General features: G+C 45.7%; 15 protein-coding genes. 6 read left to right on the top strand and 9 right to left on the bottom strand.

Annotated features, from left to right (window positions below):
* Positions 1–62: 62 nt before the first annotated feature.
* Complete coding sequence (gene polA, locus KOD92_RS09230; RefSeq protein ID WP_215233249.1) at positions 63–2,936, bottom strand: DNA polymerase I; 2,874 nt, start codon at positions 2,934–2,936, stop codon at positions 63–65.
* Positions 2,937–3,335: 399 nt separating this feature from the next.
* Here polA and KOD92_RS09225 point away from each other — a divergent pair, with 399 nt between their 5' ends.
* On the top strand, positions 3,336–5,483 hold the full coding sequence (locus KOD92_RS09225) for a S9 family peptidase (protein WP_215233248.1): 2,148 nt from the start codon (positions 3,336–3,338) through the stop codon (positions 5,481–5,483).
* A gap of 58 nt (positions 5,484–5,541) precedes the next feature.
* Here the strand turns inward: KOD92_RS09225 and KOD92_RS09220 are convergent, their stop codons facing one another.
* The 5 genes from KOD92_RS09220 to KOD92_RS09200 all read right to left on the bottom strand — a co-directional run bounded on the left by KOD92_RS09220 (position 5,542) and on the right by KOD92_RS09200 (position 10,203).
* The gene (locus KOD92_RS09220; protein ID WP_215233247.1) at positions 5,542–6,828 is read right to left on the bottom strand and encodes an O-acetylhomoserine aminocarboxypropyltransferase/cysteine synthase family protein; all 1,287 of its coding nucleotides are present in this window, start codon (positions 6,826–6,828) and stop codon (positions 5,542–5,544) included.
* 116 nt (positions 6,829–6,944) lie between these two features.
* A complete protein-coding gene (locus KOD92_RS09215; RefSeq protein WP_215233246.1) occupies positions 6,945–7,481 on the bottom strand; it encodes an NADPH-dependent FMN reductase in 537 nt (178 codons plus the stop codon).
* Positions 7,482–7,655: 174 nt separating this feature from the next.
* Positions 7,656–8,615, bottom strand: a complete 960-nt coding sequence (locus KOD92_RS09210) for a helix-turn-helix transcriptional regulator (protein ID WP_215233245.1) — start codon at positions 8,613–8,615, stop codon at positions 7,656–7,658.
* Positions 8,616–8,649: 34 nt separating this feature from the next.
* The gene (locus tag KOD92_RS09205; RefSeq protein ID WP_215233244.1) at positions 8,650–9,663 is read right to left on the bottom strand and encodes an LLM class flavin-dependent oxidoreductase; all 1,014 of its coding nucleotides are present in this window, start codon (positions 9,661–9,663) and stop codon (positions 8,650–8,652) included.
* A gap of 93 nt (positions 9,664–9,756) precedes the next feature.
* Positions 9,757–10,203: a DUF2147 domain-containing protein gene (locus KOD92_RS09200; RefSeq protein WP_215233243.1), complete on the bottom strand. Its 447-nt coding sequence runs from the start codon at positions 10,201–10,203 to the stop codon at positions 9,757–9,759.
* Positions 10,204–10,601: 398 nt separating this feature from the next.
* Here KOD92_RS09200 and KOD92_RS09195 point away from each other — a divergent pair, with 398 nt between their 5' ends.
* From KOD92_RS09195 to KOD92_RS09185, 3 genes are all read left to right on the top strand, one after another.
* Entirely contained in the window at positions 10,602–11,849 is a 1,248-nt protein-coding gene (locus tag KOD92_RS09195; protein WP_215233242.1) for a GAF domain-containing sensor histidine kinase, read from the top strand.
* Between the two features lie 140 nt (positions 11,850–11,989).
* Positions 11,990–13,216 (top strand): RsmB/NOP family class I SAM-dependent RNA methyltransferase, encoded by a 1,227-nt coding sequence (locus tag KOD92_RS09190; RefSeq protein ID WP_215233241.1) that lies wholly within the window; start codon positions 11,990–11,992, stop codon positions 13,214–13,216.
* Between the two features lie 659 nt (positions 13,217–13,875).
* A complete protein-coding gene (locus KOD92_RS09185; RefSeq protein WP_215233240.1) occupies positions 13,876–14,100 on the top strand; it encodes a hypothetical protein in 225 nt (74 codons plus the stop codon).
* A 74-nt stretch (positions 14,101–14,174) separates the two neighbouring features.
* Here KOD92_RS09185 and KOD92_RS09180 read toward each other — a convergent pair whose 3' ends face one another.
* Positions 14,175–15,002, bottom strand: coding sequence for a ThuA domain-containing protein (locus tag KOD92_RS09180; protein ID WP_215233239.1), 828 nt, complete (start codon positions 15,000–15,002; stop codon positions 14,175–14,177).
* An 84-nt stretch (positions 15,003–15,086) separates the two neighbouring features.
* Between KOD92_RS09180 and KOD92_RS09175 the strand changes: the two genes are divergently transcribed.
* On the top strand, positions 15,087–17,201 hold the full coding sequence (locus KOD92_RS09175; RefSeq protein WP_215233238.1) for a Tex family protein: 2,115 nt from the start codon (positions 15,087–15,089) through the stop codon (positions 17,199–17,201).
* 35 nt (positions 17,202–17,236) lie between these two features.
* Here KOD92_RS09175 and KOD92_RS09170 read toward each other — a convergent pair whose 3' ends face one another.
* Entirely contained in the window at positions 17,237–17,683 is a 447-nt protein-coding gene (locus KOD92_RS09170) for an SRPBCC domain-containing protein (RefSeq protein ID WP_215233237.1), read from the bottom strand.
* 107 nt (positions 17,684–17,790) lie between these two features.
* Here KOD92_RS09170 and KOD92_RS09165 point away from each other — a divergent pair, with 107 nt between their 5' ends.
* Positions 17,791–18,246 carry an SRPBCC family protein gene (locus tag KOD92_RS09165; protein WP_215233236.1) on the top strand — a complete coding sequence of 152 codons (456 nt, stop codon included), beginning with the start codon at positions 17,791–17,793 and terminating at the stop codon, positions 18,244–18,246.
* Here the strand turns inward: KOD92_RS09165 and KOD92_RS09160 are convergent.
* Positions 18,243–19,565 carry a porin gene (locus KOD92_RS09160; protein WP_229254606.1) on the bottom strand — a complete coding sequence of 441 codons (1,323 nt, stop codon included), beginning with the start codon at positions 19,563–19,565 and terminating at the stop codon, positions 18,243–18,245. The genes KOD92_RS09165 and KOD92_RS09160 overlap by 4 nt on opposite strands.
* Positions 19,566–19,952 lie beyond the last annotated feature (387 nt).

Genomic DNA, 19,952 nt, shown 5'->3' with positions numbered 1-19,952 from the left:
GGGTTAGAAGTAATAAACAAGAACGGAGCGATATTCTCGCTCCGTTCTTGTTTTAATGCAGCTCAATGCGCTTCCAGCCAGTTGGCTCCCACACCAATGCCCGTTTCCATGCGCACGGCCATCGGAATCGCATTCCGCATCAGATCATCTACCCGCTCTTTCAAGAAGTCGATCTCATCCCGGTGCACGTCAAATACAAGTTCATCATGCACTTGCAGGATCATGCGCGATTTCAGCTTTTCCTTTTGCATAAAATCGTGGATATTGATCATCGCCACTTTGATCATATCTGCCGCCGAACCCTGGATCGGCGCATTAATCGCGTTTCGTTCGGCATATCCCCGGTTGGTTTGGTTTCCTGAGGTAATATCCGGCAGGTACCGTCTTCTGCCCAAAATGGTCTCGACGTATTTCTTTTCGCGTGCATCGTTCACGACGCGGTCCATGTAACCTTTTACCGCAGGAAATTCCTCAAAATAGGCCCTGATAATTTCACTCGCCTCGCCGCGCGGAATACCCAGCCGCTGCGCCAGACCGAACGCGGAAATGCCGTAGATGATACCAAAATTCACCATCTTGGATTTCCTCCGCATATCGGAAGTAACTTCTTCAAGCGGCACGCTGAATACCTTGCTGGCTGTGGTGGCGTGAATATCCCTTCCCTGATTAAATGCCTCGGTCATACTCGCATCCTGACTGAATGCGGCCATAATACGAAGTTCGATCTGCGAATAATCGGCGGAAAGTATCTGGAAATCGTCGTTATCCGGCACAAATGCTTTCCTGATCTCGCGCCCCCGCGGCGTGCGAATCGGAATATTTTGCAGGTTAGGATTGGTTGAACTAAGTCTTCCCGTTGCCGCAACAGCCTGATTGTAAGACGTATGGATACGCCCGCTCTTTTTGCTGACCAACAGCGGCAACGCGTCTACATAAGTTGATTTCAGTTTTTGCAATTCACGGTAATCCAGGATCTTGCGTGCGATCATGTGATTGTTTTCCAGGTCTGAAAGAATATCTTCGCCTGTCGCATATTGCCCTGTCTTCGTCTTTTTCGGCTTTTCGATCAGTTTCATTTTTTCAAATAAAACCTCCCCAAGTTGCTTCGGTGAGCTGATATTGAATGACTGGCCGGCCGCTTCGTAAATTTCAGATTCGGTGATACGCAGGTCCGTTTCCAGTACCGCTGACATTTCTTTCAATGCATGAATATCCAGCCGCACGCCTGTATTCTCCATGGACGCGAGCACTTTCAAAAGCGGCATCTCTACATCATAATACAGTTTCGATGCGCCTACCTTGGGTAATTCCCTGGCGAAGATCGTATTGAGCTGCAAAGTAATGTCGGCATCCTCGCCGGCATATTGCGTGATTTCGGGGATAGCAACATCGCGCATGGTACCCTGCTTTACGCCCTTTTTGCCAATCAGCGAAGTGATCGAAACCGGGTCGTAGTTGAGGTAGGAAGCTGCCAGAATATCCATTCCGTGCCGTTTATCGGGTTCGAGGATATAGTGGGCGAGCATCGTGTCGCTCAGTTTTCCTTTTACTTCGATACCGTAATTTTTCAGTATCAGCAGGTCATATTTGATATTCTGCCCGATCTTTTCAATGGATTCGTTTTCAAAAACTTCCCTGAAATGCTCCACAATTTCCTGCGCCTGCTCGCGATCGGCGGGAACCGGGATATAAAAAGCCTCACCCGCCAGATATGAGAAAGAAAGTCCCACCAGTTCAGCGTCAACCGCGTCGAGGGAAGTGGTTTCTGTATCAAAGCAAAAAGCGTCCTGCAAACCCAGGTAATAGGCCAGACTTGTCATTAATTCCGGCGTATCCACGGTATGGTACCGGTGAAATGTATTGTCGATCGTTCGCCGCGTGGTCGGAATTCGCAGGTCTTCGTAAGCTTGTTCCGGCGCGTCGTCGTCGGCGATGCTTTCGCTCAGGATCGCAGGCTGCTTACCTACTTCTTCCGTCGGATTACCAAACAGGTCGAGCTGGGCCTTTTGTGGCTTGGCGGCCGGCCGGGATACCTGCGTGGTTTGTATTGGCTGGCCAACTCCGAGTACACGCTGTTTTAATGTCTTGAATTCAAGTTCGTCAAACAGCTCGACGATCTGATCCGCATTCGCCGGACAAATGGTCAGGTCCTCGGCGTCGAATGGGACGGGTACTTTAATGTCGATAGTCGCCAGCTGTTTGCTCAGGATTGCTTTATCAAAATTATCCCTGATCTTTTCGCCTAGCTTGCCTTTGATCTCGTCGGCGTGGGTGATCAGGTTTTCAATCGTGCCGTATTCTTCAATGAGTTTCTGGGCTGTTTTTTCACCTACACCCGGAACGCCCGGGATATTGTCGACCGCGTCGCCCATGAGTCCGAGGATATCAATCACCTGATCAATCCGCTTGATCTGCCAGCGGGCCAGGATCTCATCTACGCCCAATACCTCTGCACCTTTTCCCAAAAACGCAGGTTTATAAATATGTACATGCTGCTCCACAAGCTGGCCGTAATCCTTGTCAGGCGTCATCATGTATACCTCGAATCCGGCATTGGAAGCTTCCTTGGCAATGGTACCAATAATGTCATCGGCCTCGTAACCGTCGAGTTCGAGTATGGGAATGCACATAGCGCGCAGCAACCTTTTGACGAGCGGAATTGCGACGGTAATATCCTCGGGCTGTTCCTGACGTTGCGCTTTGTACGCTTCAAACTGTACGTGGCGGAAGGTAGGAGCGGCTGTATCGAAGGCGACGCCGATGTGTGTTGGCTTTTCTTTTTGCAAAACTTCCAGCAGCGTATTGGTGAAACCAAACACGGCGCTGGTATTCAAGCCTCTCGAAGTTATCCTCGGCGCCTTGATAAAAGCGAAGTGTGCGCGGTAGATCAACGCCATCGCGTCGAGGAGGAAAAGCTTGTGAATGGGTTTATCCATGAGGTAAGACTGGTTACAGAACTCAAATATAATGTATGTAAAAAGACTGAAGCCGATTACCAACGGATTTTTGTAGATTGCTCAGCACGAAGCAAGTAGCGTTTTAGTTCTTTCAATAAGTGATATAAGTTATGTATTGTAAATTAATATCTTAAATAAATAACTTATCATACTTTTTATATAATTCAAATATATTTAATGTATAATAAGTATAACATTTATAGTCTTTTAATTCGCTAATATTAGTTTTGCGTATTTAATACTTAATATACTTTTAAAACTATTTGATAATTTTAAATGTCCAATTAACTTAATATTAATCAATTACTATCAACATATAGTTAAATCTATACATTATAAAAGTATTATACATTAAAACCATTTAATATTATAACGCCAATGAGAATTATTTTACCGATTTTAGCTGTTATCGTTTTTTCATGTAATCAGAATCGAAAGTTGGAAAGAGAAGCATATCAATGGCCGGAAGCGACGCCTCCCGTAGCAGAGAAAAAAGACCATGAAACCGGAATGCATGGCGACAAAAGGAATGACGAATATTATTGGATGGCCGACTTTTTCAGCAAAGGCCCGGACAGCAACAAGGTAGTCGAATACCTCAAAGCTGAGAACGAATATACCGCCAAACTCCTTGGAGGAACTGACCAGTTACAGAAGGATCTGTTTGCAGAAATGAAGGGCCGCATTAAAGAAAAGGACGAGTCTGTTCCAGTGTTCAACAACGGATATTGGTACTACACACGGAGCGAGGAAGGCAAACAGTATTTCAAGTATTGCCGGAAAAAAGCGACGCTGGAAGCGAAAGAAGAAATCCTGCTCGACATAGACCAAATGGCCGAAGGACATACTTATTATTCGGCGGATGGATTTAGTATTAGTCCGGACAACAAGCTGCTGGCATACGGCGTCGATACCGTTTCCCGCAGGGAATATATCATGAAAATAAAGGATCTGGAAAGTGGCGAGCTTTTGAGTGACGCGGTGTATCGTACTGATCCGGGCTATGAGTGGGGGAATGACAACAAAACACTCTTTTACACTTCCAAGAATGCAAAGACGCTGCTCAGCGAGAAAATCAAGCGGCATACGATCGGAACGGATTCGAAAAAAGATCCGGTTGTGTACGCGGAAAACGATAAGAGCAATTATATAGGTGTCGGCAAGACCAAATCGGAAAAATACATTGTGATCGCATCTTCCGCGACGATGTCGTCGGAATACAGGATATTGGATGCAGACAAGCCTGAGGGAGAATTTGCCGTATTCCAGCCGCGCATGAAGGACGTGATCTACGATATTGACCACCACGAAGACAAATTCCTGATCGTTACCAACAAGGATGCGCTGAACTTCAAATTGATGGAAACGCCGGTAAATAAAACGGGCGTTGAGAACTGGAAAGAGGTGATAGCGACAAGAAAAGACGTTTTGCTGGAAGGAATCGAGGTTTTTAAGAACTTCCTGGTAGTGAGTGAGCGGAAGAAAGGTTTGTTGCAAATCCGGATCCGGAACACAAAAACCAATGCAGAGCATTATGTGGATTTCGGCGAGGCGGCTTACATGGCGCATCCTTCGGGCAATCCTGAATATGATACCGATAACCTTCGCTACAACTATACTTCGCTGACAACGCCGAATTCTGTCTACGATTACAATATGGAATCGAAGAAAAAGGAGCTGAAAAAGCGCCAGGAGGTTGTGGGCGGCTACGATCCGACGGAGTACGTAACAGAGCGGCTTTATGCGACTGCGCGGGACGGAGTACAGGTACCGATTTCACTTGTTTACAAAAAAACAACCGGCCGGAGCCCCGAGTCGCCACTTCTATTGTATGCGTATGGTTCTTACGGTTACAGCACGGACCCGAGTTTCAGCAGTACCAGGTTGAGTTTGCTTAATCGCGGTTTTGTATTTGCGATCGCACATATTCGCGGCGGGCAGGAAATGGGCAGGCAGTGGTATGAAGACGGAAAAATGTTCAAGAAGAAAAATACGTTCAACGATTTCATCGATTGCGCGGAACATCTGGTCAAAGAAAACTACACTTCCACGTCTCATTTGTACGCAATGGGCGGCAGTGCGGGTGGTTTACTGATGGGCGCTGTTGCCAATCTGCGCCCCGACCTCTGGAATGGAATCGTTGCAGTCGTGCCGTTTGTGGATGTGGTTACGACCATGCTGGACGAGAGTATTCCGCTGACTACCAATGAATTTGATGAGTGGGGTAATCCAAAAAATAAGGAATCTTACAACTACATGAAATCGTATTCACCTTACGATAATGTTGCTAAAAAAGCGTATCCGAATATGCTCGTGATGACGGGATTGCACGATAGTCAGGTACAATATTTCGAGCCGGCCAAATGGGTAGCGCGGTTGAGAACGCATAAAACGGATAAGAATGTACTGCTTTTGAAGACGAATATGGAAGCGGGTCACGGCGGGGCTTCCGGCAGGTTTGATTACCTGAAAGAGATCGCGACCGAATATGCATTCATGTTTGCGCTGGAAGGGATCAATAAATAAAACCTCCTGACCGGTAAGAAAAAACCCAGAGCGGAATGTTCGCTCTGGGTTTTCGTTTTTATAACTGACTGATAGACTGCTCTATATCGCCTATAATGTCGTCGATATGTTCGATACCAACGGAAATGCGGAGCATCGTGGGCAGTACGCCTGCCGATGTTTGTTCCAGTTCAGAAAGCTGGGAATGCGTGGTAGAAGCGGGGTGAATGATCAGCGTTTTCACGTCACCTACGTTTGCTACGTTACTGATCAATTTGAGATTGTCTACAAATTTTTCAGCAGTTTGCTTTTCTCCTTTCAAGGCAAAAGATAAAACGCCGCCAAAGCCCCTGGTCAGGTACTTTTTCGCGAGCGTGTGGTATCTGTTACCTTCCAATCCAATGTAGTTTACGCTTTCCACTGCCGGATGATTTTCCAGCCACTGCGCCAGTTTAAGCGCGTTTTCAGCGATGCGTTCTACCCGGAGTGTCAGCGTTTCCAAACCTTGCAGGAAGAGAAACGAGTTGAAAGGAGATAGGGAAGGGCCCCAATCACGCAGTCCTTCCACGCGCGCGCGGATGATAAATTGAATATTGCCAAATGGGCCGCCAATGCCGAAAACGTCGTTCATCACGAGTCCATGATAGCTTGGCGATGGTTCTGTGAATTGCGGAAATTTCCCATTGCCCCAGTTGTAAGTACCCGCATCTACGATGACACCGCCAATAGAAGTTCCGTGACCGCCGATCCATTTTGTAGCTGATTGTACAACGATGTGTGCACCGTATTTAATAGGCTGGCAAATTGCCCCGGCCGCACCAAAAGTATTGTCTACGATCAACGGGAGATCATATTTATTGGCAAGTGCTGCGAAAGCTTCAAAGTCGGGAACGCTGTAACTGGGGTTACCGATCGTTTCCAGGTAGATAAACTTCGTTTTGTCGTCGATCAGCGCCTCAAAGCTACTGACACTGTCGCCATCTGCAAAGCGCGCCTCAACGCCAATGTTCTTAAACGAATTTTTGAACTGGTTGTAAGACCCACCGTACAAGAAGGAAGTGGTCACAAAATTATCGCCGACAGTTGTGATATTATTGATCGCAATGAACTGGGCGGAATGTCCGGAAGCAGTAGCTAATGCCGCCACGCCGCCTTCCAGCGCAGCAACACGCTTTTCGAAAACGTCGCTGGTCGGATTCATGATCCGGGTGTAAATATTTCCAAACTCCTTCAATGCGAACAGGTTAGACGCATGTTCGGCATTATTGAATACGTACGAAGTGGTTTGATAAAGGGGAACTGCGCGGGAATTGGTTACCGGGTCGGGCTCCTGACCGGCATGGAGTTGCAAGGTTTCAAACTTCATTTGCTGAATAAGTTAATGTGGACGAAGCCCAAATGTATTAAAATAACGATAGATAGTATATCAAATTGGTAGTCTTTTGTTTGCCAGATATTAACTTGCACAATTCCGATAGAAGTTCAGGAACGTATATATATCAGGGAGAGTAAATTAGCGACCTGAATTTTAAGCAGCTCAATTGTATTTTGGTCCGCAATTTTACCTTCGACAATCTTGGATTTTACATTTGGAATGGAGAGGTACGAATTTTCATTACGTACTGTTCCTAACGCAGTAAGTGTAAGGAGAAGGGAGGCCAGCGCCTTGTCGCCCCCGGTGTTTAACGGCGAGGCGCTGATCGCAGCAACCGGCTTTTCGTTGAACTCCCCGGTAGCGACGGTCCAGTCCAATGCATTTTTCAACGTGCCGGGCACTCCGAATGCGTATTCCGGGGTGGATATAATCACGGCGTCTGCAAGTTGAAGAGCTCGTTTGAATTTCATCACAGCATCAGGCTCTTCCAGGCCCGGACTGAAATGCGGCATTTCGTCGAGTCCATTGAAAATCTGAAATGTGACGTTTTCGGGAAGGAGTGATTCGATTGCCCGAAGAATAATTGCGTTGGTTGAATCGCTGCGAAGGCTGCCGGAGATCCCGAGGATATTGATCTTTTTCATAGCTCAATATAAACCGTCGGCAGGAGTGAATCAAGGTTTATCACCTACTGCGACCGCAATGAGAGCGATTTTGGGACTGCGACTGCCCCTGAGATTGCTGCCTGAGCTGCGAAAAAAATATTTCTGGTGTGTATTGAAATCCTGGCGTACTATAAATGCCTGCGAAATCAAATTTCAGGAGCCCGTATCAAGATCCAGATTTTCTGAAATTTGCGTCAAAAGCCTCTTAATGATGGTTTTAAGCGAAACCGGTTCAAGAATTTGTGCATTTGGCGCGATCATCAGGAACCACCGCGCAAAACCTTCCAGACTAACAGTCAGAAAACTCATTTCGACGTGGTCTTCGCGAATGATCTCAGAAACAAACCCGTAGTAGATCCGCTGCTCGCCCACATAGCGCGCAATCCTTTTATCCATTTTGATCCTCACCAGACGGAGATTCTGCCCTTCGTGACCATTTTCAAGAAACTCTTTTAATGGAGCATGCTTATGTTCAAAAGGCTGGTCGGTCATTTCGGAATGCAGGATCCGGTCGGAACGGAAGTTTCGGTAATCGCTTCGGAGGTGGCAATAAGCGATCGCGTACCAGTAATTATTTTCGTGGTAAAGACCTACGGGCTCAATAACCCTTTCGAGTTGTTCTTCGCTGTTAATCGCCTTGTAGTGGATCTTTGCAATCTTTTTTTCAGAAATGCTTTTGAGTAAAATATCAAAGGTATTGCTGGTTGGTTTGTAAAATGCACTATTCATTCTCCGCACCGCGATATGGTCTTCCAGGCTTTCGACCACCGACTTTTCGCTGCTTCTCAATACCGCCTTGACCTTAAACATGGCCGATTGGTACTGGGACTGCGTTGAGAAATCCGTGAATTTTTCCATCAGCTTTTCCGCCGTAATGAAAGTCCGCGCTTCTTCCTTCGTAAACATAACAGGAGGCAGACGGTAACCATCCATGATCGAATAGCCTACGCCTGCCTCGCCTATAATAGGTACGCCCGCCTCTGCGAGCGAGCTGATGTCTCTGTAAACCGTTCGCAAACTGATCTCAAAGCGCTCTGCCAAATCCTGGGCCTTCACAATTTTTCGGGATTGCAACTGGATCAGAATGGCAGTTATGCGGTCAAAACGGTTCATTCGCGTCGGTTTGGATTGGTCGCCGCAAATATGCTTAAACTACTGCTTCCCTCAAATTAAAAGCTTCCGAAATCAATGCGAAAGATTTCAGCCTGGTTTCGACCGTATCCGCCATCGTAGAAATGATGATTTCATCCACTTCAAAATCGTTGGCCAGCTTAGTCAGCTGTTCTTTTACTGAATCCTTCGTTCCCGAAATCACCCTGCCGCTATTGTATTGAAGGCGTTCCAGCTCACCTGGTGTAAAGCGATATTTGCGGACAGTCTCAGGATCCGGGAAAGGGCCGAATTTTCCCTTTTCAAATTCGATCAATACATAATCCATCATTTTCCGCATTTCAGCAGCCTTTTCCTCCGTTTCTCCGCACAAAACAAAAGTGGAAAGAATCGCATGAGGCTCGGGATATTGGTCCGATGGACGGAAATTCCTCCGGTAGGTTTCCACTACATCCGGCCTGACAAATCCGTTGATAAACTTTGCAACTGCCAGTCCCAGGCCAAAACGTGCGGCAATATTGCTGCTTCCGCCGCTGGAACTCAGAATCCACTGCTGCGGGATGGTGTCAGACTGAGGTGTTGCGTAGATAAAACCACGGTCTGTGCCGGCGGTATCTCGGAAAAAATGCTGTAAATGTTCGAGCTGCCGCAAATAGCTGCTCTCGCTAAAATCGTTGGAGGGATTCAATAGAGTAGAAGTGAGTCTGTCTGTGCCTGGTGCGCGCCCCATTCCCAGGTCTATGCGGCCCGGGAAAAGTGTTTCCAGCATTCGAAAGTTCTCCGCAACTTTCAATGCACTGTGATTCGGAAGCATAATCCCGCCAGAACCGATGCGGATATGTTGGGTTGCATCAGCCAGTTTGACCATTAAAACTTCGGGCGTCGAGCCGGCGATGAATGTAGAATTATGATGTTCGGAGACCCAAAAACGGCTGTATCCCAGCTCTTCGGCAACTTTTGCAGTATGTATTGTTTCCTGAATTGCTTCCTGCACCGTGGTTCCCGCGCGAACCACAGACTGATCCAGGACTCCCAGTTTAATATTATTCATGACGTCATGCTGTTTATTGGACAACAAACGCCGACTGCATTATATTCCAGTTACAGGCAAATCAGGACTTTCCTTGAAGATAGTAGGGTAGTTTTAAAGCGGGTTTTCGGTTCGTTTCCAATAGGTAGACTTTCCCAAAAGCGGGAATCCGATATAACTGCGTATTTCGAGCAGTTCACTTCGCAATTTCATCAGGCAATTATAGGTTTTGCCGCTCTGGGGATCGTACATTTTCCCGTTGTCCCACATTCCTGAGTCGTAGATAAAGTTTGATAGCACATTTACATTTTGCAGATTTCTGTCACGGAGCTTTTCATCATTATTGCGAATATCTTTTCTCGAAGTCTTACCATCAGATTCAAATAATTCAGTTGACCAGATCAGTCTCCCGAAATATTCAGACCCTGATTTATAGATCTCTATTCTCCGGTCTTTTTCCTCACTCAGCCATTCCCCGATAACCTTATCAGCAGCGCCGGTTTGCGCATTTACAGCAATTGAAGCGCAAAGTAAAAATGTTGTAAAAATGATTCGATACATTAATAGAATACCTAAAAATTGGAATTGATGTCGATGAATTAACTTTAAAATATTCAAAAACCCGATGTGCTCATCACTAAGTAGCTGAGATTGCCGTATTGGTTAAAACGTTAACTGAGACGCGTAAACCAAATAATCTTTCACTGTTAATTAAATTAACTTAATTCAAAGTTCTATCTAACACTGTAAGATTGAGAATATGATTGGAGGAGCTCGCTGATTAATACTAAATCTTCAATGAATGTAAAACTAATATACAACAGTTTCCTAAAAATGCAATTCAGTACTATTCTAAGAAGGCAGTTTCATAATCGTATGTCCAAAAACGGAAAGTTTGTAGTACACATTGTGAACATTCGAATTAGTTCTATTTTTGTTATTCGTATACCCGATCATCAATGCATTCAGACTCTGTACCATCGAATCTCTTCAATGCGCCTGTCCCAGCCAATGAGATGGAACGCCTTATTGGCTTGTCGGATCTTGATATCGACTATGGCGATCATAAAAATGCATTCAGTGACCTCGCCCGGCTTGCGGCGAAGGTCGCCGGAACCAGTATCTCCCTTGTCAACCTGATTGACTCACTTACGCAGTGGACGATTTCCAATTATGGTCTGGATATCGACCAGATGCTTCGGGAAGATTCTGTCTGCCAGTACACCATCATGAACGTTGAATCCTTTGAGGTCACCGATCTTTCTGCCGACGATCGATTCAAGGACAAAGACTATGTGACGGGCAAGCCAAATGTTCGCTACTATTACGGTGTTCCCCTAAAAACGAGCGCTGGCGTTCCGATAGGTGCGCTTTGTGTATTGGATCGGGAACGCGTTTATCTCGATCCTGAAAAAATAGAGCTTTTAAAGATTATCGCCGACGAGATCGTAAGTCGCCTCAAAACGATTAAGGTCATGGAAGCGTTAAAATCGAGATTACTAGAAGCCAAACAGACACAAAGAAAAGTTGCGCACGATATCCGCGGGCCACTTGGCGGAATAGTTGGATTGGCCCAGATCATTAAGGATCAGGGAGATACCAATCAAATGGACGAGGTTCTTGAATTTATCAACCTGATTTATAAAAGCGGAAACTCGATACTTGATCTCGCGGAAGAAATTCTTGATTCTAACAAAGACAAACGTGTAGCGGTGGCTGCAAGTGGAGGCGATAACACTCGATTTGACCTCACAGTTTTTAAAGATAAGCTTGAAAAATTATACGGCCCCCAGGCCCGGCACAAGCAGATTGTATTCACTGTGAATACAACTCCTCTGACCTCAAACATATCATTCCCAAAGAATAAACTGCTGCAAATTACAGGCAACCTTATCTCTAATGCGATCAAATTTACGCCTGCTTTAAAGCACGTGACCGTGGATCTGGGGCTGCTGCTGCATATTGACAAACCTACACTCCAGATTGTTGTAAAAGACGAAGGTGTGGGAATGGATGCGGCGGGCATCGACGCGATTCTAGCAGGTACTTCCACTTCTACGGATGGAACCGCGGGCGAACAGGGTTATGGATTTGGACTTGCTTTGGTAAAACATCTTGTTACAAGCCTCGACGGGCAGTTAAATGTTGTTTCGGAACGGGGAGCAGGGACGAGCTTCGTGGTTGAGCTGCCACAAAAGATCTATTAAAAAAACCAGCAGTTCTCATTTGGTGTGCTTTTAAAAAGTAGGCAAAGTTGGTAAAAACCGCGCCTTACAGGTAATTTGCATTGCTGCGCCGGCGCTAATGTGCACCTTCGCCAGCAACAAATACCTTAACATATTACATTTTGAAAATTCACCGTGGTTTAATATTCGCTATCGTTGAAGGTCTGCAACACATTTTTGTCAGAAACAGGCAGGCTGATCAGGTTGTCGAGCAGCTGTTAAAATCTAATAAAAAATGGGGCGCTCGGGACCGCTCTTTCATCGCCGAGAATATATATGAGATTGTACGCTGGTGGCGGCTTGTCAAATACGTCTCGCAGGTTGAAAAGGCGAAGGAAGAAGCTGACTTCGTCAAACTGACTGGCGTATGGCAACTGATCAAACCGCTGCATTTGCACTCAGGGGAAGTAATTGCGCTGCCGGAATGGCCGGAATTTGCAGAAATCAGTACGGAGCATGTTGCTGCACGATATGCAGAGGCGATGGAAATACGGAAGATCGCTCAATCTATTCCTGACTGGATCGACGAGCTCGGAGAAAAAGAGCTTAAAAAATCTTGGGATAAGGAGCTGAAAGCCCTAAACGAGCAGGCGCAGCTGAATTTGCGCGTTAATACTTTAAAAAGTGATGTTCAGGCGGTACTGGAATTGTTTGGTGAAGATAATGCAGCACCGATTGCAAACGTGCCCAACGCAATTCTGCTCAAAAAAAGGCAGAATATCAATAATACCGAGGCTTTCAAAAATGGATACTTAGAAGTTCAGGATGCTGGTTCTCAGCTTATTGCACCTTATCTGGATATTCAGCCCGGATTGTCGGTGATAGATGCATGTGCCGGCGCTGGTGGAAAAAGTCTGCACTTGGCGGCATTGCTGCAAAATACCGGGTCGATACTGGCAATGGACATTGCAGGACTTAAACTGAACGAATTGAAGAAGCGTGCCGAGCGCAATGGCGTGACAAATCTGGAAACAATGACGATCCAGTTCGACTCGGACATTGAGAAGCTTTCCAGAACCGCCGACCGCCTTTTGTTGGACGTTCCGTGCTCAGGGTTAGGGGTTTTGAGGAGAAATCCGGATTCTAAATGGAAATTGAAGCCGGAATTCCTGGATCAGATACGCCACGTTCAGTGGCATATCCTCAGTACTTATTCGCAAATGGTCAAAAAAGGCGGGAAAATGGTGTATGCGACTTGCAGCATTCTGCCTTCTGAGTCGGAGGATCAGGTGAAACGCTTTATGAAAACGAACCGCAAGGAATGGGAGCTGATTTCCCAGCAGCGAACGTCGCCCGCCACGGATGGTTTCGACGGATTTTATATGGCCCTTTTGCAACGCAAATTGTAACATGCCGTTGACTGAAGTCAACGGGTATTGAATGTTCATGAATTTGCGTGAGGCTTTACAGCGAAAGCAATCAATTGCCGCTGACTTCAGTCAACGGGTATTGATTTTTTATGAAATTGTATTTTGCTTTTGTAGCGCAAGTGATGTTTTGCCGTTGACTGAAGTCAACGGGTATTGATGTTGATGAATTTGTATTTTGCAGCGCAAGTGATGTCTTGCCGTTGACTGAAGTCAACGGGTATTGAATGTTGATGAATTTGCGTGAGGCTTTTACAGCGAAAGCAATCAATTGCCGTTGACTTCAGTCAACTGACTATTGATTTTTATGAATTTGCTTTGCAGCGCAAGAGATGTCTTGCCGTTGACTGAAGTCAACGGGTATTGAATGTTGATGAATTGTATGATGCCTTTCCAGCGATAGCAATCAATTGCCGTTGACTTCAGTCAACTGACTATTGATTTTTATGAATTTGCTTTTGCAGCGCAAGTGATGTCTTTCCGTTGGCTGAAGTCAACGGGTATTGAATGTTGATGAATTGTATGATGCCTTTCCAGCGAAAGCAATCAATTGCCGCTGACTTCAGTCAACTGACAATGATTGTGGGGCATGGTTTTTTGTTTTGTTTTGATTTCATCAAAATGTTAAAACCATGGATTTTATGACAGGATATTCATACGCGAGTTTTACTAATGAAATGCCCGACAAACAACCGCCGGCGACCAGTTACCCGGAACCGGGCCAGACTGCTCCAATGAATCCGCAGCCGGATGTTCCAGGAACGGATGCTCCGGAAGTGTACACAGGTAACAAGACCGAAGAAAATGCATCTACGGAGGATATTGATGAAAATGACGTAGGTGTGATTGAGTCTCAGAATCCCTGATTGTCTGACTGTCAGCTTATTATCACTATATTTAAAAGGAGACTTTTTCCGTAACCCGGCAAAAGTCTCCTTTTTTATTTTGCTCCCAGAAACATCAATGACTGAATAACAAACTGGTTTTGCGTTTTATTGGCAAAGGTAAAAGACAGTTCTTTGTCCGTTTTATTGTCGTAGTCAATATCGTTGTGCCCCATATTAATATACAGCATCCGGTATTTCTTGTTTGTCCATGCCACAGGATAATAGCCGCTATGCCAAATTTCGTGTTGTTTCGGTCCCGTTCCTAGCGGGAAACTAGCATTATCTACGGAGAGCAATACCTCAATATCCGGATTGTTTTTCAGGTCTTTCTCCCAACAATACCATTCATTGGGCGCTGTTCGGAATGTATCAGGCAGGTTTTGAGTAATTGCACTCGCCTTGTTTTCAACCTTTAATATGGCAGAAGTGGGTCGCCACGTATTGCTTTTATATTGGCCCGATCCCAGAAACTGGTCGTGGTACCAGTCCCAATTTTGTGGATAGGCAGAAGGAGTCAACGCGAATGCGGCGAAGTGAAACCCGATCCAGCCGCCGCCTTTTTCCATATACCTTTGAAATGCAGCCCGCTGTTCAGGCTTTTCTGGCCGGGTATCCAGAAATATAACCACTTGATATTTAGCCAGAAACTGATCATTCATATTGTTCCAATTGCTCGTTGAATCGTAGGTGAAACCCATTTGCTTTCCCGTTTCAGGAAAAAACCGATGCGCCTCTTTTACGAAGCTAATATGCGCTTTATCATTTTTTCCGGTGAAAAATGCAATCACTTTGAAGGCCGGTTTTTGTTGGGCAAGAGCTTTAATATTAAAAGACCAGAAAATGAGCAGCAGAACGAAATGGATAACAAACCTGAATTTCATCGAAATGGGCGGGGTTAACTGGATTTTAGTTTTTAAAGCTACAAAAACCAGTTTTATTTGTCGTTACCAATGAACGTCTACCAAATGAATTATACACTGATTGCCCAGCAGACCAATATTGCTGATAAACAAGTAAGAAGTACCATTCAATTATTCGAGGAAGGCGCGACGCTGCCTTTTATCGCCCGCTACCGTAAAGAAGCGACGGGCGGGTTAGACGAAGTGCAGATCGGCGCGATCCGGGATGCCTGGCAGAAGCAGCAGGACGTGGAAAAGCGGCGGGAGGCTATTCTGAAAAGTATCGGAGAACAAGGTAAGCTGACTGCCGATTTGAAGAAGAAAATCGAAAGCGTCTTTTCGCTTACTGAGCTGGAAGACATTTATTTACCATATAAACAAAAGCGCAAAACGCGGGCCATTGCTGCGATTGAAAAAGGATTAGAACCTTTGGCACAGCTTATTTTTACAGGCAAAGAAAGTGACCCAGAGAACAAAGCGCTGGGATTTTTGAATGACGAAGTACCGAAAGTTGAGGATGCATTGCAGGGGGCAAGGGATATTATGGCGGAGTGGATCAATGAAAATCAGGATGCGCGGGGCAAGATCCGTCAGACATTCCAGCGCGGTGCTGTGATCACATCCAAAGTGAAGAAGAAAAAGGAAGAGGAAGGAGCCAAGTACCGCGATTATTTTGATTTCAGTGAGCCACTTTCCCGCATTCCGTCGCACCGGCTGCTTGCGATCCGGCGGGGAGAAGAAGAGGGGATATTGAATGTAGATATCTCCCCGGACGAAAAACTGGCACTGGAATCTCTTGACAGGCTTTTTTTAAGGGGATCAAATGCTTGCAAAGACCAGATTGAGGCGGCTATTACCGACAGCTATAAAAGGTTGCTTAAACCGTCAATTGAAACCGAGTTCACAAACCTGTCAAAGGAAAAGGCGGACATCGCGGCTATTCAGGTATTTACGGAAAACCTGCGGCAATTACTGCTCGCCTCGCCGCTTGGGCAGAAGAACGTTCTCGCCATTGATCCGGGCTATCGTACCGGTTGCAAAGTCGTGGTGCTCGATCAGCAGGGAAATCTGGTTTCCGACCAGGTGATTTATCCATTCGATCGCCCGGGGGATGCACAGACCAAGCTGCTCGATCTAATCAAAAGATACACAATCCAGGCTATCGCTGTCGGTAATGGAACCGCAGGCCGGGAGACGGAGGATTTTGTTAAAAAGCTACTCGATACTTCTGGCAGCAGCGAAATTGGTTTGTTCTCCGTGAGTGAACAGGGCGCGTCGATTTACTCGGCTTCCGAAGTAGCGCGCGAGGAATTTCCGGATAAAGATGTGACCGTGAGAGGCTCGGTTTCTATTGGACGCAGACTCATGGATCCGCTGGCAGAGCTTGTCAAGATCGATCCAAAATCAATAGGAGTTGGTCAGTACCAGCACGATGTAGACCAGAATTCATTGCGAAATGCCTTGGATACAGTCGTAGAAAGTTGCGTGAATTCCGTAGGCGTAAATCTCAACACGGCCAGCAAGCATTTATTGAGGTACATTTCCGGCCTCGGACCTGCTCTGGCGCAGAATATCGTCGATTTTCGGGCTAAAAACGGAAATTTTAAATCGAGGCAACAATTGTTAAAAGTTCCCCGCCTCGGGTCGAAAGCATTTGAGCAGGCTGCCGGATTTTTGCGCATTGATGATGCGGCTAATCCATTGGATAGCAGTGCAGTACATCCAGAAAGATATGCATTGGTCGAACAAATGGCCAAAGATGCGGGTGCCACGATTCAGGATCTAATAGCAAAAACAGAAATTCGGAAACAGATCAAGCCGGAAAAGTATATTTCGGATTCGGTCGGGCTGCCTACATTGAAGGATATACTGGCAGAACTCGAAAAGCCTGCCCGCGACCCACGTTCGGAAATTAAGAAATTTGAATTTGACAGCTCAGTCAGAAAGCCGGAAGATCTGAAAGTTGGAATGATATTACCGGGTATTGTTACGAACATTACTGCATTTGGCGCGTTCGTGGATGTGGGCGTAAAACAGGATGGTTTGGTCCACGTTTCGCAAATGGCGGATCGTTTCATCAAAGATCCTAATGAAGTAGTGAAGTTACAGCAGGTAGTTCAGGTGAAAGTTACCGAAGTAGATCTCGGTCGCAAGCGCATTGCATTAAGTATGAAAATGTAACCTTTCCAGGCTTTACCTGGAAAGGTCAGGATCTATTACAACACATGCTTGCGGTCTTCTTCGAGCAGGTGCTTGATTTGCTTGGAAACATTCATCCAGTTTTCCTCGGCTTTGACAACCGCTTCGTCAGAGTCGAGGTTATCCTGCGTAATAGTCAGCGTCGTTTCGTCATCATATTCGGATACGTGATACGTCACGTGCATGTAATTATCTTCAAAATCCTCTACCCCGGATAGCGGGCTCCAATAGGAATAGCTCAGTACGCGCTCCGGAATTATTTCTAAAATAGTGCCTTTGTCTACATACTGCTGGCCTTCCCATTCGCCGGTAAAAGTGATCGGACTGCCAACCTGCCAATCCGAATACACTTCGGCGCCGTACATATATTTTCTGACGATCTCAGGGTCGATCAGCGCCTTCCAGACTTTGGATGGACTGGCGTAAATGGACGTTGAAGTTGTTGCAATGAGTTTTCTGTTCATTTTGCTCAGATTTTAGTCATAATTCGAAAGGGCTAAAATCATGCCACTATCAGCCATTTTTTGCGCTGGTCTGACTATTGATGTATGTTTTTAAATCAAAATCTTTTATGCAGGAGTTATATTTTACGCAAAAATTGCCCGTGTCGCTGGACGAAGCCTGGAATTTCTTTTCAAACCCTGCGAACCTGAAAGACATTACCCCGGCTCACATGGGATTTATCGTCACCTCCAAACATCACGGCGAGCAGATGTACGCCGGGCAGATCATCCGGTATATTGTCAAGCCGGTGCTGGGTATCCCGCTAAAATGGTGTACCGAGATCACGCACGTGGCTGATAAACAGTACTTTGTTGACGAACAGCGATTTGGCCCGTATGCATTCTGGCATCACCAGCACCGGTTTACGGAAACGGCCGATGGTGTTCTTATGGAAGATATCCTGAATTATAAAGTGCCGCTGGGGTTTATCGGCGACATCGTAAATGCATTGTTCGTTCGGAATGAAGTCCGGAAGATCTTCACTTACCGGCACAAAATATTGACTGAGAGGTTTGGGAGCTAGAAATTGTATTGCACGCGGCAGGTGAATACATCGTCAGAAATATCGGTCTCAAAACCAGATATTGCCGATTTTTCATTTCGTACGATATCATAGTAGAAAGTGAATTTCAGCGATTCATTAGCGATGTAAACGTACCCCATTCCAAATGTATAGTAGCGCAGATCCGCACTGCTGAACCCTTCCGAATTCCGTAGCTGCTGACCCGCTACGCGTGTATTGGGATCGTACCAATCGTATTTAAACAGAATCTGATGGTCAATGCTGCCCAGATTTTGAAGAAAGTAAAAGTAGGCACCGTCGAAGCTCCGGGCATAGAGTGGACTTTTTAGGCCATTCGCGATGGGATACACGCCCGGCGTTTCACTGCTGGCGAAGGTTCCGGTCTGCTTTCCCCGCACGTACTCAGCTCGAAATTCCGTTTCTCCTTTTCTGTTTGGGAAACTGATCTGAAAATCGGCGCCGGAGTAATTTCTGGGTGATTTTTTACCCAAATTATTCGTTGAAGAATCGCGCAGCATGACAAACTCGTTGCCTTTATTTTGTGTACTGTAAAAAACGGGTGATTGGTGGGTGATACCTCCCAGATATTGAGAAACCGCGACTGATACGGTAGCTCCTCCGAGTGCCCGTATTTTGCTCGGCTTCATACTCAGCCGGCTTACTACATCTTTGTGGCTGTCGTAGTCCACCGGCCCCGCCATTCCCTGACCATTGAAAACGCCTACGTCAAACTTCGCCTTTTGCCACCAGAGATCGGACTGCCGACTGGTAACAGTAAGCATTGCGCCAATGTCGCGCTCGGTTTTCATAAGCAGCTGCGACATGCGTCCGCGCTCCGGACTTTCGCGGTTGGCGGAAGATAGGTTCACTTCGTAACCGAACGGCCGGGCGAACATTCCTGTGGTCAGTGCGAAAAGCCGGAATTTGTTTTCATAAAAGCGCCCCCAGAAATCGCGGATCGCGACACCTCTTTCTGTCCCGTCGAATTGAAACACAAAATAGGATGTCGGGTCATTGTTTTTATTCAAATGCGCATAGTCCACACGTAAGCGTCCGCGGCGCAGCATGAACCTGTTATTGGATGCGGGACTGAAATTTCCGCCTGCAAAGGTCTCTGCACCTTTCTTAGAAATGACCTGAAATTGTGGCTGGATATACCCGCTGATCCGCACGCGATTGTACCTTTCATAAATGGAAAGCATTCCCTTTCCCATTTGGTTGGTAGTATCAACCAGATCCATTAGAAACCGCTGAGAGAAGCCGTGACTGGCTGTCAGACATAGTAATGTAACGGTTAGACCGGTTATGCGGAGTTTCATTAAGCTTTTATAATTGGTGTTTGAGGCTGCAAAGAACCTCAATTTCCCTTATATATCTTGCCTAAATCGGCTAACTTTTCCGACTCACTGTTTTTTGACCTTTTCTATAAAGTGACTTATTATAAAAACAAACCTCATATAATATTAAGTAACTTACTGATAATCAATACTTAAATCTCGTGCTAACTTTCAGTTTCAAAACTTACATTAGTATTTAACGTAAGTAACTTTCAAAAAATATTAAATGTATTATTTATAATAAAAAGTATTTTGCTGTTAATACTTTGTAAATGTTCTATTTGATTCAATAATGGGAAACTTTCTGTATTAACTATAAAATGAAAAAGTATTGACTGAATAGATCAGTCAATACTTTATATTAATACT

Origin of the sequence: Dyadobacter linearis (genome assembly GCF_907165045.1) — a bacterium.
Taxonomy (GTDB): Bacteria; Bacteroidota; Bacteroidia; order Cytophagales; family Spirosomataceae; genus Dyadobacter; species Dyadobacter linearis.
Note: the sequence above shows the minus strand (reverse complement) of the source record. Positions and strands in the feature narration are given on the sequence as shown.